Below are 16800 nucleotides of genomic sequence, written 5' to 3' on the forward strand. Positions count from 1 at the left end.
GCTCACATATCCTTCCACTGGCCTGCGCGAACGAGTTCGCGTGCGCGCTTCTCAGCCCAGCGCTGCGCGGCCACAATGTCATCCAACGAGGGATCCACAATACCCTCGTGCTCGTGCACGACCGCCGACACAGTGTCAACAATCGCGAGCCACGGGACCTCCCCCGCAATAAAAGCATCAACCAGCACTTCGTTGGCGGCGTTCAACACCGCGGGATGCGTCGCAGACTCGCCGACGGCAAAGCGCGCCAGATCCACAGCTGGGAACGTCTCATTGTCGACCGGCTCAAACGTCCATTGCGATGCCGCCGCCCACGTCAGAGGACTCTCCACGCCCGCCAGACGCTCGGGCCAGGTCAGACCCAGCGCGATCGGCAGACGCATATCCGGAGGCGAGGCCTGCAGCGTCGTTGCTCCGTCGCACCACGTCACCATCGAGTGCACGATGGACTGCGGGTGAACGGTCGCAATAATGTGCTCAGGTGCCACGTCGAAGAGCAGGTGCGCCTCGATCAGTTCCAGGCCCTTGTTGATCAGGGTCGACGAGTTGATCGTCACGACAGGACCCATCTGCCACGTCGGATGCGCGAGAGCCTGCTGCGCCCTCACGCCACGCAGCTGCTGGCGCGTACGACCACGGAACGGACCACCGGATGCGGTGAGAACCAGGTCAGCGACCTCGGAACGGCCCGACACAACCGGAGAGGTAAGGCCGCGCTCGTGGACGCCCGACGCGAGTGCCTGCGCAATCGCAGAATGCTCGGAATCCACCGGGACGATCTGCCCCGGGTAACGCATCGCGTTCTTCACGAGGGCGCCACCGACAACCAGCGACTCCTTATTCGCCAGCGCCAGGCGTGCCCCGCTTTCCAACGCCGCAAGGGTCGACGACAGGCCCACGCCGCCGGTGATTCCGTTCAGGACGACGGGAACGAGGCCTGGATAGTCCTCCCGCGCCCGCTCCACCGACGCGCGAACGACATCGACCGACGCCTGCTCGCCCACGAACACCTGTGGGCACTGGCCACCCAGGGCGCGCACAGCGGCGTCGAGCTCCTCGCGCACGTCGCGTGCAACGCCCACAAACGCGGGGGCAAGTGCAACGATCTGCTCGGCGAGCACCTCGATCGACGAACCGCCGGCACTCACACCGACGACGTGAAACCGCCCCGGATGCGCATCAATAACGTCTCGAGCCTGCGTACCGATCGATCCCGTCGATCCCAACAGGATGACGGGAACAACGCAGCCGCTTTGCTCCACGCTCGCCAACATCAGTCGACCGCGAGCAGGATCTCGACAGCACGCCCCAGGTAGGCATCCACCGGTCCCTCCGCGTATGCCTTCTTGCCGCGCTTCGGCCGGAAAGTCGCTGTACGGATCTCATCGGCAGTCAGCTCACCGGCCTCGTCAAAGTAAGCTGCAAGACGATCCAGCAGGTCATCCACCTCGTCGCAGGCGTAGCCACGGCCCGAGCTCGGGTGCGAGAAACGCTCACCGCGCGGACGCTGCAGACGCGGATACAGAGTCGTCGCACGATCCGCCACGCGGTCGTACCACGCTGCCTCGCCTTCGGCGGCCACGGAATCCGCACGGTCGCGATTCACGAACGCTGCCTCCAAACGATTCATCGCCCCATCGACAGCTTCGATGTTGTAGCCGCGGCTCTTGAGCTCAAAGGTCGCCAGACGAACCTGCTCCGCGCTGAACTGCTCCGGGGGAACAGCGCCCTCGTATGCACGTCGGGCATCCTCGAAGAAAGCATCGACTTGCTCGCAGTCGTAGCCCTTCGAGAAGAGACCAACCCTAGGGAACTCAGTCATCATTGCTCCTTATACTCTGAGTCATGGAACGAAGAATCTCATCGACGGCCTCCTGGGTGCCAAACTCGGGGGCCACCTGGTCCACGACCGTCTGGATGGGCGGATCGGCTGCGAGGTGATCGACTATGCGGTCAACGCCGAAGCTATCGGTGGCCGCCTGTGTCGCGTCAACGTCCCACACGTGGGCGACCTGCGCTTCGGTCGGCTGCGGGGACACCGCCACGTCACCAGAATCTACTCGGGGCATCCCTGGGGTGATCGGCCGGATATCGGAGGTGGGCACCTGTGAGGCTGCGGGAGGAACCACGGGCGCTTCGGGGGCGCTGCGTGCTTCGGGGGCGCTGCGTGCTTCGGGGGCGCTGCGTGCTTCGGGGGCACTGCGCGCTTCGGTCGACGAGGCCGGGGCGGGCTCGTCGGCGCGAACATCCGCCGCTCCCTCGCCGAGCTCATCCTCATGCTGTGCCGCCCACTCGCGTTCGCGATCAAGCCCCCTCAACACGCCGATTAAGCGATCTATCTCGGCGTCCACCTGGTCCATGTTGAAACCGCGGAGCTTAACGGAAAACTCGATCTCCTCAGCCTTTTGGGCGGTCACGATCTGATCCGCCTCGCTCACCTGCCCCCTGATCGTGCGCTCCACATCGGCGAGGAACGCTCGCACCTCACTCATGTCGTAGCCCTCGCGCAAAAACGTACGCGAAAAATCGGTCGTGATCATGCTCGCTCCTCACCGCCGGGCCTCCACCCCTCGGCAACCGCCGTGGCCAACTGGCCACACGCACCATCAATATCGGAACCGCGCGTATCGCGAATAGAGGTCGCGATACCGTTGTCGCGCAGGCGCTCAACGAACGTATCCTGGGCGTGCTTCGTGGACGCCGTCCAAATCGAGCCCGGGGTCGGGTTCAGGGGGATCGGGTTGACGTGCACCCAGCCATGGCCTCGTTTATTGAGCTCATCGGCGAGGAGCTGTGCGCGCCATTCCTGGTCGTTCATGTCCTTGATGAGCGCATACTCGATCGACACGCGACGCCCGGTCGCCAAGAAGTAGCCCCGCGCAGCGTCCAGAAGCTCGCCAACCTTCCAACGCGAGTTAATCGGAATCAGCTCGTCGCGCAGGTCATCGTCCGGAGCGTGCAGGGATACGGCGAGAGTGACGGGCATCCCCTCCCCCGCGAGCTTCTTAATCGCAGGCACGAGGCCGACCGTGGAGACCGTGATATTGCGGGCGCTCATGCCGAAACCCTCGGGGACCGGGTCAATGAGGCGATGCAGGGCACCGATCACGGTCTTGTAGTTCGCCAGAGGCTCACCCATACCCATAAAGACCACGTTCGACAGGTGGGTCGGTCCACCCGCTAGCTTGCCGTCGCGGCACGAGGCCTGGGCTTCGCGCACCTGATCGACGATCTCGGCCGTCGAGAGATTACGAGTGAGGCCCATCTGCCCCGTCGCGCAGAACGGGCACGCCATGCCGCATCCCGCCTGCGAGGAGACACACAGCGTGGTGCGCTGCGGATAACGCATGAGAACGGATTCCACCTGCGCGCCGTCGTAGAGACGCCACAGGTCCTTGATCGTGCGCCCACCGTCAGCCTCCAGGGAGACCACCTTCGTCACGAGTGTCGGCAACAGTGCTTCCGACACCGCATCGCGCATCCCCGCAGGAACATCGCTCATCATCGCGGGATCAGCCTCAAAGTGCGTGAAATAATGACGCGAAAGCTGATCAGCGCGAAAAGCGGGGAGCCCGAGGTCCTTCAGGACCTGCTTACGGCCAGCCGCATCAAGATCGGCGAGGTGCGCCGGCGCCTTTCCACGGCGCTTCGCCGTGAACGACAGGACGGGCTTGGCATCCTTGTGTGTGGCACCCTCCGGCGGCTGGTCTGTCGGCCGCACCTCACGCCGTGAGCTGCGACGCGTAGGATCCGCCGGCCCCTGTGCTTTCTGCGTACGTTCATGCGCCCCGTGGGGCTGCTTCGTTACTTGGCTCAATGGGTAGACTCCCAAGAAATACCCGGCAGTGCCCACGCGAAAATAAAGTAGGCAACCGGCGCGCTCATCAGCAGAGCGTCCACTCGGTCGAGAACACCTCCGTGCCCGGGCAGGATCTGCGACATGTCTTTCAGGCCGGCCTCACGCTTGACGAGAGACTCAGTCAAGTCGCCCATCGTTCCCACGAAGGCGATGGCGATACCGGCAATCAGGCCCCACCACCACGAGGCACCAAGCAGCCACAGTCCGACCGAGCCCACCGCCATCGCGGTGAGCGCGGATCCAGCAAAGCCCTCCCACGACTTTTTCGGCGACAGTGCGGGTGCCATCGGATGCTTGCCAAACATGACGCCAGCCGCCCAACCTCCCGTGTCGTTGGCGATCACCATGAGCTCGAAGACAACGAACACCCACGGGTTATGCCATGCGGCGAGCATGAGAACGACAAACGAGGCCAGGAACGGAACGTACACAGCAGCAAACGTCGAGGACACGACGTCGCTCATCCGCGATTTCTGTCGATGATCAAGGAGACGCCACGCAGCACACACGAAGACCGTAATGTACAGGGCGAACAGCATGCCCTCAGTGCCCAGCCACCACGCACACGTCACCATGCCGATCGCGCCGACATACAGCGGTGTGACAGTCAACGTAATGCCCATGCGCGCAAACGCGCCGGCAAGCTCCCAAATACCGATAAGACACACGAAGGCGATAACACCAACGAATGCGGGAAGCGAGGTGAAGAGCGGGACTGCGACAGCGGCGATCAGCACGACCGCAGTCGTGATTGCCTGCGGAAGGTTGCGCCCGGCCTTCCCCGTCGGCCCACTCGCGGAATGGTTCTCACGAGTAGGCCCCGGGGAAAAGACGCGGGCGAGGAACGAACGATCAGTTGACGCCATCAGATCGTCAGCAGTTCGCTTTCCTTCGCGGCAAGCATCTTATCGATCAGCTCCGTGTGTGCCTTGGTCGTTGCATCCAGCGACTTTTCCGCGCGCTCAACGTCATCCTCAGAGGCCTCGCCGTCCTTCTTCAGGCGGTCGAGCTGATCCTTCGCCTTGCGGCGTACACCGCGGACGGACACACGACCGTCCTCGGCCTTGCTCTTGGCCTGCTTGACGTACTCCTTGCGCCGCTCCTCCGTCAGAGCGGGCAGGACAACGCGCACGACGTTGCCGTCGTCGGTCGGGTTCACGCCGAGGTCGGACTCACGCAGCGTACGGATGATTTCCTGCGTCGCGGTACGGTCGAAGGGAGAAATCAGAACCGTGCGAGCCTCGGGAATCTGGAAGCTAGCGAGCTGCTGCATCGGCGTGGGGGCGCCGTAGTAGTCAACCAGGAGCTGTTCGAACATCGAGGACGTCGCGCGTCCAGTGCGAATGTTCGCAAACTCGTGGCTGGCCGCATCCACGGCCTTGTCCATCTTTTCCTCGGCTTCGAGGAGAATATCGTCGATCACTATGTGCTCCTTTAAGTCAGTGGTCTGTGAAGGTTATATCACGCCGTCACTAGCGTACCGATTTCATCGCCCATCAGCGCGCGGGTCACCGCACCATCCTCGCCCATGCCGAAGATACGCGTCATCAGCCCATTCTCGCGGCACAGTGCCAGCGCAGAGCCATCAATCACCTTCAGGTCGCGGCGGAGAGCCTCCGAATACGTCAGCGTGTCGAAGCGATGGGCATCGGGGTTCTTGTTCGGATCATCGTCATAGACGCCGTCCACACCGTTCTTCGCGACGAGGAGTTCATCGCAGTGGATCTCCAGGGCTCGCTGCGCGGACACGGTGTCAGTCGAGAAATACGGCAGGCCCGCACCGGCACCGAAGACAACGACGCGTCCCTTCTCCAGGTGACGAATCGCTCGCAACGGGAGGTACGGCTCAGCCACCTGAGCCATCGTGATCGCCGTCTGCACGCGAGCCGGAATACCCGACTGGTCGATAAAGTCCTGAAGTGCCAGGGCGTTCATCACTGTGCCGAGCATGCCCATGTAGTCAGCGCGCGAACGCTCAAGGCCCTCGCGGGCCAGCTGCGCACCGCGGAAGAAGTTACCGCCGCCAACGACGATCGCGACCTGCACGCCATTACGCACTGCCGTCGCAACCTGCTCAGCAATGTTACGGACGACCTTCGGATCCAAACCAATCGATCCACCTCCGAAGGCCTCTCCTGAAAGCTTGAGCAAAACGCGGCGGTTCGTCGACATGACGCTTCTCCTTTATGACGGCCCTGAGAGGGCGGAACGCTTAGGAACCATAGTACCTGGTAAAAGGAAAGCGGCCCCGCCGTTCGGCGGGACCGCTCCCAACTGTCAGCAAGCTGACGACGTCACCAGATCAGGCACCCACGTGCACGCGCACGAAGTTGGTGACCTTGGCGCCGGCCTCCTTGAGGACCTGGCCGACGGACTTCGAGGGGTCACGGGCGAAGGCCTGGTCAACGAGGCAGTTGTCCTTGAAGAACGCGTTCAGGCGACCCTCAACGATCTTAGGAACGATGTTGGCGGGCTTGCCTTCCTCGAGCGTAATCTTCTCGAGGGTGGCGCGCTCCTTGTCGAGCACGTCGGCCGGTACCGAATCGCGATCGAGGTAGGCGGGCATGTAAGCAGCAACGTGCATCGCGATGTCGTGGGCAACGGACTTGCCGGCGGCATCGGTGACGACGAAGACGCCAACCTGCGGGGGCAGGTCAGGGTTGGTCTGGTGCAGGTAGAGGTCGACGTTCTCGCCCTCGACGCGCACGATGCGACCAACCTGGAGCTTCTCGCCGATGATGGCGGCGAAAGCATCCAGACGATCCTTGACGGTGCCCTCGCCCATGGGGGCGGCGAGCAGCGCGTCCAGGTCGGCAGCGCCGGACGCAACGGCGGCAGCCAGGACCTCGTTGGAGAAGTCGATGAACTTCTGGTTCTTGGCGACGAAGTCGGTCTCCGAGTTGACCTCGACCAGCACGCCGACGGTACCGTCGGTCTGAGCGGCCAGCAGGCCCGCGGAGGCCTGGCGGCCCTCGCGCTTGGACAGGGACTTCAGGCCCTTCAGGCGGATAATCTCGAGAGCCTTCTCGGCGTCGCCGTTGGCCTCGGTCAGAGCCTTCTTGACATCCATCATGCCAGCGCCGGTCTGCTCACGCAGCGCCTTCACATCTGCAGCGGTGAAATTCGCCATCGGATGATTCCTCTCAGTAAAAAGTTCAGTCCTGCTTGGTGGCCGACTCTTCGGCAACCTCGGCGGCGGCAGCTTCGTCAGCCTGAATCTCGCCCTCGAGGAGCTCGCGCTCCCACTCGGCCAGCGGCTCAGCGGCGGTCTCTTCGCCCTTGCCCTTACGGACGTCGGAGCGGGCGATGAGGCCCTCGGCGACGGCGTCGGCGATCACGCGGGTCAGCAGGGAGACGGCGCGGATGGCGTCGTCGTTGCCGGGGATGCGGTAGTCGACCTCGTCCGGATCAGCGTTGGTGTCGAGGATGGCAACGATCGGGATGTGCAGCTTACGAGCCTCGGAGACCGCGAGGTGCTCCTTCTTGGGGTCGACGATCCACACGGCCGAGGGAACCTTGGCCATGTCACGGATGCCGCCGAGCGTGCGCGAGAGCTTGTCCTTCTCACGGCGCATCATGAGCAGTTCCTTCTTGGTGTGACCGGAGGCGGCCACGTCGTCGAAGTCGATCTGCTCGAGTTCCTTCAGGCGCTGCAGACGGGTGGCAACGGTCGAGAAGTTGGTGAGCATGCCGCCGAGCCAACGGTGGTTCACGTAGGGCATGCCGACGCGCTGGGCCTGCTCGGCCACGGCTTCCTGGGCCTGCTTCTTGGTGCCGACGAAGAGCAGGGTGCCGCCGTGGGCGACGGTCTGCTTCACGAAGTCGAAAGCGATGTCGATGTCAGCAATGGTCTGCTGCAAATCGATGATGTAAATGCCGTTGCGCTCGGTGAGGATGAAGCGCTTCATCTTCGGGTTCCAACGGCGAGTCTGGTGACCGAAGTGGACACCGGACTCGAGGAGCTGACGCATGGTAACGATTGCCATGGTTCGTCCTTTCCCCGCAAGTCGCGAGTGATCAGTGGGGTTTCCCCCCGGGTTATCGGTTTGCTGTGCGCGTAGCGCACCCTGGTGCCATGACCGGCGACCATCCCCGAAGGGACCGAAGCCGCCGCGCCTCGCTTCCCTGGCGGTTTCCCGTGGTCGGCGATAATGGCACGCGAAGTCACCTGCACACGGCAAGTGCCTGGCCATCTTACCTCAGGTACGGTCAATTCACCGCACCTAGAGTGATGAGACCTTGCCTACTGGTTGTGCGGTTGACGAGGCCGAGGCGGGAGGGTGGAAACGGACCTTCCTCGTGTGTCATCCACAGGCATGTGTGGCGACCTCCGGCTATCCACAACCGTGATCAATCGACTGGATCTCGCGAAGGCGGACTCACACACTGGGGGCATGATGTTGTCGTTCAATAATCGCGCCCGGTCTCGCATGGCATGCCTTGCAGTCGTTATCACCGCCCTGTTGTGTGCGGCGTATCCTCCCAAGGCCGTTGGGACGACACAGGAAGACCGTTGGCAGTGGCCGACGGGAGCGCCTGTCCCGGTTGTCGAAGGGTTCTCCCCGCCGGCTCACGATTGGTTGCCCGGGCGGCGGGGAGTCACGTTGCGCTATCCAGCTCCATCCGCGGTCTACGCCTGTGCACCGGGGACGGTCACCGTCGCTGGTCCAGTCGCAGGCCGTGGGGTCATTTCGATTCACCACAGCGTACGTGGCCACGATATCTGGTCGACGTACCTACCTGTCACTCCCACCGTCACTGTCGGCGATCACGTCGAGAAGGGGGACGTTATCGGCGTCGTTGAGGCAGACTCGCAGACGCTGCACTGGGGCGTTAAAACAGGGCGACGTACCTACATCGACCCGATCCGCCTGACAATCGGGCGCCCGCGTCTGCTCCCCTGGGACGAGGCCACGGCCGGGTAGGGGCATCACGGAGTCCATCTGCGTGTCGGCGGAGCACGCTGAGCGGGTGACACCCCGCCCCTTACGCTCGCGGGTGCGCCCGCTGGTAAATCGCACTCAGCCGCGCGGTATCCACGTGGGTATAGCGCTGCGTGGTCGAGAGCGACGAATGCCCGAGCATCTCCTGGACGGCACGCAGATCGGCCCCACCCTGCAGGAGGTGGGTCGCCGTCGAGTGCCTCAGCCCATGGGGTGCGATGTCGTGAACACCGGCGCGCGCAGCCATCTTGTGCACCATTGAACGCACAACACGCGGGTCGATGCGACCGCCCTTCTCTCCAAGGAAGAGGGCGTTACCGCTCCCCTCCCTCACCAACTGCGGCCGGCCTCGGACGAGCCAGTGATCGAGGGCTTGCGCTGCCGGAGGCCCATACGGAACCACGCGCTCCTTATTTCCTTTACCGACGACACGTACGGTGAGTGCTTCACGGTTCAACGACGACACGTCGAGGGCACAGACCTCGGAAACTCGCAGGCCACAGGCATAGGTCAGCTCGAGGATCGCCCAATTACGTAACTGCGACGGCCCGCCCATCTTGGCTTCATCGCGAGCGTTATTGAGAAGCACCCGCGCGTCCGATTCGTCGAGGGGGGAAGGCAGACGCTGATCGGCACGCGGTGAGGACAGCAGCGCAGCCGGGTCACGCAGGAAGATCCCTTCTCGCAGCGCCCACGCAGTGAAATTACGAACCGCAGCAGTGTGGCGCGCGATTGTCGACCGCGCGCCCCCTGATGCGAGGGTCTGAGCGAGCCAGGAGCGAATAGCGCGCTGCGTCAGCACCTCACGCAGCTGCTCGGGCGACGCCTCCTCCCCGAGAGACACAAACTCCATCAGCGAACGCAGGTCGGCGCGATACGCGCTGATCGTATGGGGACTCATCCGTCGTCCGAGGCGCAAATACTCTTCCCAGCGCTCCCCCGCAGTGCGTGTCATGTGGCTATCCTACGATCTGCTTCCTCCTGCTCGCGCCCAGCCACGCGTCGATCCCGACACGAGGCCCGCGACAGACAGATCCATGAGTGCGCGATTGACCTCCGCGCGTGAGAGACCCGCCGCAATGCAGATCGCTTCAACCGACGACGGTGCGCGTCTGGGCAGCGCTTCCCACACTCGGCGCTGTATCGGTTCCAGGGCAGCAATACCCCTATCCTCTTCGATCGGCATTCCGAAGAGAGGTTCCGTCCCTTCGACACTGACGGGACGCACTAGTTCGAGCGCATCGCGACCATCGCGAATAATCGTCGCGCCGTTGCGAGCCAGTTCCAGGCAGCCGACTGACATCGGTGCATCAACCGGGCCGGGTACCGCGCCGAGTTCCCGGCCGTATTCCATTGCGCGGCGCGCCGTCGCAAGGGCGCCAGAACGCGCTCCGGCCTCGACGACGACGGTTGCCGCGCTCCACGCCGCGATGAGCCTGTTACGGGTGAGGAAACGCCACTTCGCGGGCCTGGCAGTCGGAGCAACCTCAGAGATGAGAGCACCTCCCGCCTCGACGACGGCTCGGAAGTCTCTCCCGTGAGCGGCGGGGTACGGATTGGATACTCCACCCGCAAGAACGCAGATCGTGCGCCCATGCGCGGACAGTGCCCCACGATGGGCCTCTATATCAATCCCAATCGCGCCCCCGGAAACAACCGTGACCCCGGCAGAGGCTACGTATGCCGCCATGTTGCGGGCATGGCGGTTTCCCGCGCCGGTGGACGCACGCGCGCCCACGACAGACAGGTAATCACCCATACGGGCAGCCTCGGGGAGCACCCCCAGGTACCACAGGCCCATCGGTTCTTCCTCGCCCAGACAGACAAGCTGTTCCGGCCATCGAGGATCGCCGGGGATGAGAAACCCCCCACCTGTGCGTGCGACACGTTCGAGCTCGACATCGATATCGACGGCCAGGGCACGCTCACGCCACCTGCCCCACTGCGTCAACCAATCAACCTTCGGGTACCCGACGAGCTGTTCCGGTACGCCGACCCACCTTTTCTGTAACCAGTCACGACCCCCGCGGTCGCCCAACGCGCGACGGACCACCCGGGCGCAGGGGTCGGCCGGCTCAGCAACGGCCGACCACCAAGCGGCCTCCCATAGTTCTGTCTCATTCATAGTGATCTGCTCCATTTCGCAGCTGCTGCGCTGCAACGATGTGGTCAAACGTGGGGCGCGCAGCCCCATCAAGGTCGGCAAGCGTCCATGACAGACGCAGCATCCGGTCCACCCCTCGCATTGAGGAGTGCCCCGATTCAACAAGCCGATCGAGTTCATTCATCAGCGATGTCTCGATGCCTGAGTGGTGGCGTAGCCACGCCCCGGGAAGCTGCGCGTTGAGCGTCCACGGAGTCCCCTCAAGACGCCTCCGCGTCCTCGCACGTGCCTCGATGACGCGCTGCCGAATGGACTCGGAATCGACCATCGTGGTCGCCGCCATATCCGCGCGGCTCGGCGTGTGCACATCTATTCGTATGTCCATACGGTCGAGCAGCGGACCCGACAAGCGCGCCAGGTAGCGCCTCCTGTTGACGGAGGAACACGTGCAGCGACGTCCGCCGCTTCCGCCGCCGCACGGGCACGGGTTCGATGCCATCACGAGCTGGAACGATGCCGGATAGCGTGCTTGAACCCCCGAGCGGTGCAGGTGAATCGCACCGGATTCCAGCGGCTCGCGAAGCGAGTCGAGCACGGAGGGCGCAAACTCCGCGGCCTCGTCAAGAAAAAGAATCCCGCCGTGAGCGAGGGAGGCAGCCCCGGGGACGAGAGTACGGGTTCCTCCCCCAATGAGTGCCGGCATCGTCACACTATGGTGCGGGGCCTGAAACGGGGGCCGCTTCATGAGAGACATGCCGGTAGGAAGCAACCCCGCAACGGAATGCAACGACGTCGCAACGAGCGCGGTATCAGCATCCAGGTCCGGAAGAATCGTCGGAAGTCGGGAGGCAAGCATCGTTTTACCCGCTCCGGGCTCACCGAGGAGAAACACGTGATGTCCACCGGCCGCGGCAACTTCCAACGCCGAAATCGCCTCCGGTTGTCCGCGCACATCCGACATGTCGAGCGCCAGCGAAGCGGCCTCCTGCTCGACCTCGCGGCGTATCCCGAGCCGCCCATGGAACGGCGCCTTGACAGCATCACCCCCGGCCCACGCGACGAGGTCGGCGAAATGGGAGAAGTCAAGGACCTCGATGCCACTGACCAACCGTGCTTCCTGGGCACACGCCGTCGGCACAATCACCCGTCGCACGCCCAAAGAACGCGCGGCCAGCACGGCAGGCAAAACCCCTCGAACCGGCTGAATGCTTCCATCGAGGGCAAGCTCTCCCACGATAACCGCATCCTCAAACGCGGCGGGAGACACAAGACCGGTGGCCAAAGCGACGGACGCCGCAATCGACAGATCGAAAGCAGATCCCGACTTCGGGATACCAGCCGGCGACAAATTCACGGTAATACGCTGGTCCAACACGTCCAATCCGCACGACTCGAAAGCCGCGCGCACACGATCACGTGCCTCACGGACCGAGGTATCGAGCAACCCCACGAGCGTAAACGCCACCAGTCCAGCGCCCGCATAGGTCTCCACATCCACCAGATGTCCCTCGATGCCGACAACACTCATCGAATACGTGCGAGCAAGACCCGGCCCATTCATTGCACACCCCTCAACCAGGTCACCTGCGCGCCCAGAGCGCGAAGATCCACTGCCTCGTCCATGGGCGCAGGCCAGGTGCCCAGCGTCCGCGCGTCCACCGTGATCGCAACGACGTCGATGCGCACGCGGGAGGACAGAGGCCCATGCGCGCGACACCACGCGCCCGTCAGCGCGCGGAGCCTGGTCACCTTGCGTGGATCGATCGATGCGAGCGCACTTCCGCGACTGCGCCCGACCCTCGTGCGTACCTCCACCACCACGGTCCACGACCGCCGTGGATCAGCATCGTCTCGCGCAATAATGTCAAGCTCTCCCCGGCGACCATCACGCCAGTTCGATTCGAGAATGCGCAGACCTTTCTCTTGCAGCAGCAAACGGGCGGTATGTTCACCCGCAGCGCCTAACGCCCGACGATCGGGCCGTATGTTGCATCCCATCACGGATCACCTCCGCACCCACAGTGCTCCCTTCTGGAAGGACACAACAACGCGAAAACCGCCCCCTGTGGACAGGGGACGGTGTGCGACAAGGCCTGTGGATAACTGCGCGCCTCCGCGTCGTCGACGGTTAGGGGATGTCGAGCTCCGGCTTCGAAAGCTCCTCGACATTCACGTCTTTGTACGTGATGACGCGCACCGAACGCACGAAACGGGACGAACGGTAGATGTCCCACACCCAGGCATCGCTCAGCGTCAATTCAAAGAAGACATCCCCGCCGACCGGGCGAGCCTGCACATCAACGTGATTGCACAGGTAGAAACGCCTCTCGGTCTCAACCACGTACTTAAACAATCCGATGACATCGCGGTACTCCTTGAAGAGTTCCAACTCCAGATTGTTTTCGTAACCTTCGATTTCTTCGCTCACGCACCCATCATGCCGGGCCGCGCCCCAGGCGGCGCGGTGCCACCCCGGGCGCGCCCTACTTTGTGGCCTGCGTCGGCATCTTCCACGAGCGGCGGTGATAATCAGAGACGCCTAGTTCACCAATAGCGCGTGCGTGCGCGGCAGAACCGTAACCCTTGTTCGAGGCCCATCCGTATCCGGGATCATCGAGCCCCTGCATCAGGTGATCACGTGCAACTTTCGCAAGAACGGAAGCGGCGGCCACAACCGCGCAGGAAGCATCAGCCTTCACCTGCATGTGCACGGGAAGTTCACGCCCGAAAGGATCATCGGGACCATCGAGCGCTCCGAAGAGGTCATCCGGGGCCGACAGCCAATTGTGGGAGCCGTCCAAGAGGACGCCACCGGGGACGAGGCCCCGGTCAGCGACGTCGGCAAGCGCGCGGCGCCCGGCGAGCCGGAGAGCAGCAATGATGCCCCATTGATCGATCTCCTGCGCGGACGCGTAGCCGACGGATGATGCGAGAGCCCACGAGCGCACAGGCTCAACGAGCGCCTCGCGCCTGCGCGGCGTGAGTGCCTTGGAATCTGTCAGCCCCTCGGGCACGGGTGCTGCATCAATACCAATGAGCGCAACGCCGACAGCGACAGGGCCAGCGAGGGCTCCGCGACCCACCTCGTCCATGCCAGCGACGACACCCCAGCGCCTAGCGAGAGACACCTCCAGCTCACGGGACGCGGTTGTCATGACGCAGAGGGAACGGCGGCAAAAACCTCGTGATGCGCGATGTCGGTCGTCCAGCGAGACGTCGGCCAGATAACGGCCTGGACGGTGCCCACAACCGAGGAGACCGGCACGTAAGGCGACTGACCAGACCCCATGTGATAGCGAGAGTCTGCAGAATTGGAGCGGTTATCACCCATCACCCACAGGTGTCCCTCAGGAACGACTACGTCGAAGGTGCGTTCACCACAGGGGACCTGGCCGTCGGGAACATAGGTCTCATCCAGTTCGACCCCGTTGACGCTGACCTTGCCGGTCGCGCTCGTGCAGGTGACGTGGTCTCCACCAACGCCAATCACACGCTTGACGAGAGTCTGTTCGCCACCGCCTGGGACAAAGCCCGTGAATTCACCAAGCCGACGCAAAACAGAAGGCGCAGTCGTTTCCGGCGATCCGAGCCAGCCGAGTGTGTCATCGAAAACGACGACATCTCCGCGCTGAACATTCGACGTCAACGCGTCAATACGCGAGACAGCAATCCGGTCATCCTCAACGAGCGTGTTGTGCATGGACGGAGAGGGAATCCAGAACACCTGCACGATGAAAGCACGCAGGAGCGAGGAGATAACGAGGGCAACGACGATAATCACGAGAATCTCGCGTAGCCACACGAGCGGGTTACGCCGCGCGCGGGCTTCCGCACGGTCACGATCCCGGAGCGAAGGCGCATGCAACGGTCCGAGCGTCGGGCCTGCTGTCGGGGTCATGCAATCTCCTTGTCGTTACGTCAACTATCCCAGGATACGGCGAGGCCCGACACCGGCGCGCGGTGTCGGGCCTTTCCGTGAAAAATGCCAAGGCTTGCGCCCGGCCGGCCTCACTCGGCCTTGCCGGAACGGTGCTCCTTGATCTTCGCGGCCTTGCCGTGACGCTCACGCAGGTAGTAGAGCTTGGCGCGGCGCACGTCGCCCTTGGTGACGACCTCGATGTGGTCGATCGTCGGGGCGTGAACAGGGAAGGTACGCTCAACGCCAACACCGAAGGAAACCTTGCGGATGGTGAACGTGGAGGACACACCGTGGCCGCGACGCGCGATCACGACGCCCTGGAAGACCTGGATACGAGAGCGGTTGCCTTCGATAACCTTGACGTGCACCTTGAGGGTGTCACCGGCTCGGAACGAGGGGATGTCATCGCGCAGCGATGCCGCATCAACGGCGTCCAGCTTCTGCATTTCTTCTCCTTGACGCATCTGCCGCAGGTCGGAAGCGCCTGGTTGGGCGGGTCTTGCCCGCTCATCTGACGTGTGATCGTGCGCCTCGGTGTCCCCCTGCGGCAGGATGAACCGCGCACAATCTCGGACATTATCCCACAGCCACGAGCCAGTTGGCTAGTGCGACGCCGTGTCAAGCGGTGAGGTCGCGCACCATGACGACGTCGTAGTTGCGCACGCCTCCCACATCAAACGTACGGCTCGAGCGTTTGCGGAAGCCGTGGCGTTTGTAGAAGGCCTGTGCGGACTTGTTGCCACGGTTAGTGCCCAGGACGATGGACGTGTGCCCAGCCTCGCCTGCGTCGGCGAGCGCTCGTTCGATCAGCGCATCGGCGATGCCACTCCCCCGACACTCCTCGTCCACGTAGCACTTGGACAGGTAGGCACTGCCTTCCTCGACGCGCCCGGGGCGCACAAGATCACCGGGCAGCGCGTGGGCACCAACGTGGGTCAGCACATAACCGACGAGCGTGCCCTCGACCTCGGCAACAAAAAGCCGATGCTCCTCAGGAGAGGAGATGACAGCCTCAAAGACGGTCGGCGACAGCTGCGTCACGATGTGTTCCTCGATCGCCTCAGCCGGGAGGGAAGAAGGGCACGCATCCGGGAAGGTACGCGCAGCAAGCTCGCTGACAGCGGCGGCATCGTCGGGCCTTGCGAGGCGCACCTGAACGCGATGCGCCGTTCCGTCACGGGTGTAGGCGACGCCGCAAGAAGCGAGTGCCGCACGATCCTCACCCGTCAGGGAGGAAGCATCCAATGCCAGCGCGAGATCGGGCCGAATCCGCGCGGTTTTCTCTATCGCGCGGTCACGACGCCAGCGTTCGATCGCGGCGTGGTTGCCACCGAGGAGAACCTCCGGAATCTCGAGGGAACGAAAGTCGCGCGGCTTCGTGTACACGGGATATTCGAGTAGTCCCGCTCCCGAGTGTGACTCTTCGACGAGCGACTCCGGGTTGCCCATAAAGCCGTCGAGGAGACGCGCAACCGCCTCGGTCAGAACCATTGCCGCGACCTCACCGCCGTTGAGAACGTAGTCACCAATGGAAAACTCGACGACTTCGATCCCTGCGTCTCGGTAATGCTCAGCGACGCGCGCGTCGATCCCCTCGTAGCGTCCGCAGGCGACGATAATCTGGTCGGCGTGCGCGAGGTCCTCCACTCGGGCCTGCGTGAGCGGCGTGCCCGAGGGCGTCGGGATCGCGAGGACACGCCTCGGCGAGGCCGTGGCCCCTTCCCCGCAACGCTCCGGAAGCGCAGCGGAGAGTACCTCGTCCAAGGCGCGGGCCCACACGTCCGCGCGCATCACCATGCCGGCACCGCCGCCGTACGGGGTATCGTCGACGCTGCGATGCTTGCCCGTGGCCCAGTCGCGCAAGTCATGCGCGTGCAGGTCTACAAGACCCGTCTCTTCCGCTTTGCCCATCAAGGACAGTCGGAGGGGCGCGAAGTAGTCGGGAAAGATAGAGATGAGATCGAAACGCACGAGC

Annotated in this window: 19 protein-coding genes; 1 reads left to right on the forward strand and 18 read right to left on the reverse strand. The window is 63.6% G+C overall.

Annotation, left to right across the window (positions count from 1 at the left end; translation table 11 throughout):
- Positions 1–2: 2 nt before the first annotated feature.
- The 9 genes from dxr to rpsB all read right to left on the reverse strand — a co-directional run bounded on the left by dxr (position 3) and on the right by rpsB (position 7845).
- On the reverse strand, positions 3–1274 hold the full coding sequence (gene dxr / locus O3684_RS00075; RefSeq protein ID WP_500064208.1) for a 1-deoxy-D-xylulose-5-phosphate reductoisomerase: 1272 nt from the start codon (positions 1272–1274) through the stop codon (positions 3–5).
- A complete protein-coding gene (locus tag O3684_RS00080; RefSeq protein WP_016461058.1) occupies positions 1274–1822 on the reverse strand; it encodes a DivIVA domain-containing protein in 549 nt (182 codons plus the stop codon). The genes dxr and O3684_RS00080 overlap by 1 nt, the downstream gene beginning before the upstream one ends.
- Positions 1815–2540, reverse strand: coding sequence for a DivIVA domain-containing protein (locus O3684_RS00085; protein WP_500064209.1), 726 nt, complete (start codon positions 2538–2540; stop codon positions 1815–1817). The genes O3684_RS00080 and O3684_RS00085 overlap by 8 nt, the downstream gene beginning before the upstream one ends.
- Positions 2537–3721: a dual-specificity RNA methyltransferase RlmN gene (rlmN, locus tag O3684_RS00090; RefSeq protein WP_500064211.1), complete on the reverse strand. Its 1185-nt coding sequence runs from the start codon at positions 3719–3721 to the stop codon at positions 2537–2539. The genes O3684_RS00085 and rlmN overlap by 4 nt, the downstream gene beginning before the upstream one ends.
- 92 nt (positions 3722–3813) lie before the next feature.
- A complete protein-coding gene (locus O3684_RS00095; protein ID WP_500064212.1) occupies positions 3814–4725 on the reverse strand; it encodes a phosphatidate cytidylyltransferase in 912 nt (303 codons plus the stop codon).
- On the reverse strand, positions 4725–5282 hold the full coding sequence (gene frr / locus O3684_RS00100) for a ribosome recycling factor (protein WP_500062072.1): 558 nt from the start codon (positions 5280–5282) through the stop codon (positions 4725–4727). The genes O3684_RS00095 and frr overlap by 1 nt, the downstream gene beginning before the upstream one ends.
- 38 nt (positions 5283–5320) lie before the next feature.
- Positions 5321–6031 carry a UMP kinase gene (gene pyrH / locus O3684_RS00105; protein WP_500064214.1) on the reverse strand — a complete coding sequence of 237 codons (711 nt, stop codon included), beginning with the start codon at positions 6029–6031 and terminating at the stop codon, positions 5321–5323.
- 130 nt (positions 6032–6161) lie between these two features.
- Entirely contained in the window at positions 6162–6989 is an 828-nt protein-coding gene (tsf, locus tag O3684_RS00110) for a translation elongation factor Ts (RefSeq protein WP_500062074.1), read from the reverse strand.
- A 25-nt stretch (positions 6990–7014) separates the two neighbouring features.
- Positions 7015–7845 carry a 30S ribosomal protein S2 gene (gene rpsB, locus O3684_RS00115; protein ID WP_500062075.1) on the reverse strand — a complete coding sequence of 277 codons (831 nt, stop codon included), beginning with the start codon at positions 7843–7845 and terminating at the stop codon, positions 7015–7017.
- A 618-nt stretch (positions 7846–8463) separates the two neighbouring features.
- Between rpsB and O3684_RS00120 the strand changes: the two genes are divergently transcribed.
- Complete coding sequence (locus O3684_RS00120) at positions 8464–8784, forward strand: M23 family metallopeptidase (RefSeq protein ID WP_500064215.1); 321 nt, start codon at positions 8464–8466, stop codon at positions 8782–8784.
- A gap of 61 nt (positions 8785–8845) precedes the next feature.
- On the opposite strand, the gene O3684_RS00125 is transcribed toward O3684_RS00120, so the two are convergent.
- The 9 genes from O3684_RS00125 to trmD form a co-directional block, all read right to left on the reverse strand.
- The gene (locus O3684_RS00125; protein ID WP_500064216.1) at positions 8846–9757 is read right to left on the reverse strand and encodes a tyrosine recombinase XerC; all 912 of its coding nucleotides are present in this window, start codon (positions 9755–9757) and stop codon (positions 8846–8848) included.
- A gap of 9 nt (positions 9758–9766) precedes the next feature.
- Positions 9767–10927, reverse strand: a complete 1161-nt coding sequence (gene dprA / locus O3684_RS00130; protein WP_500064218.1) for a DNA-processing protein DprA — start codon at positions 10925–10927, stop codon at positions 9767–9769.
- A complete protein-coding gene (locus tag O3684_RS00135; RefSeq protein WP_500064219.1) occupies positions 10920–12467 on the reverse strand; it encodes a YifB family Mg chelatase-like AAA ATPase in 1548 nt (515 codons plus the stop codon). The genes dprA and O3684_RS00135 overlap by 8 nt, the downstream gene beginning before the upstream one ends.
- On the reverse strand, positions 12464–12904 hold the full coding sequence (locus tag O3684_RS00140; RefSeq protein WP_500064556.1) for a YraN family protein: 441 nt from the start codon (positions 12902–12904) through the stop codon (positions 12464–12466). The genes O3684_RS00135 and O3684_RS00140 overlap by 4 nt, the downstream gene beginning before the upstream one ends.
- Positions 12905–13034: 130 nt before the next feature.
- Positions 13035–13334: a DUF2469 domain-containing protein gene (locus O3684_RS00145; RefSeq protein ID WP_003795316.1), complete on the reverse strand. Its 300-nt coding sequence runs from the start codon at positions 13332–13334 to the stop codon at positions 13035–13037.
- Between the two features lie 55 nt (positions 13335–13389).
- Entirely contained in the window at positions 13390–14061 is a 672-nt protein-coding gene (gene rnhB, locus O3684_RS00150) for a ribonuclease HII (RefSeq protein WP_500064220.1), read from the reverse strand.
- Positions 14058–14804 (reverse strand): signal peptidase I, encoded by a 747-nt coding sequence (lepB, locus tag O3684_RS00155; protein ID WP_500064221.1) that lies wholly within the window; start codon positions 14802–14804, stop codon positions 14058–14060. Before lepB ends, rnhB begins: the two co-directional genes overlap by 4 nt.
- Positions 14805–14914: 110 nt before the next feature.
- Positions 14915–15271 carry a 50S ribosomal protein L19 gene (rplS, locus tag O3684_RS00160; RefSeq protein ID WP_007588732.1) on the reverse strand — a complete coding sequence of 119 codons (357 nt, stop codon included), beginning with the start codon at positions 15269–15271 and terminating at the stop codon, positions 14915–14917.
- Between the two features lie 172 nt (positions 15272–15443).
- Complete coding sequence (gene trmD / locus O3684_RS00165) at positions 15444–16796, reverse strand: tRNA (guanosine(37)-N1)-methyltransferase TrmD (RefSeq protein ID WP_500064558.1); 1353 nt, start codon at positions 16794–16796, stop codon at positions 15444–15446.
- Positions 16797–16800: the final 4 nt, after the last annotated feature.

The sequence above is a fragment of the Pauljensenia sp. 20925_1_27 genome (genome assembly GCF_041432835.1).
Lineage (GTDB): Bacteria > Actinomycetota > Actinomycetes > Actinomycetales > Actinomycetaceae > Pauljensenia.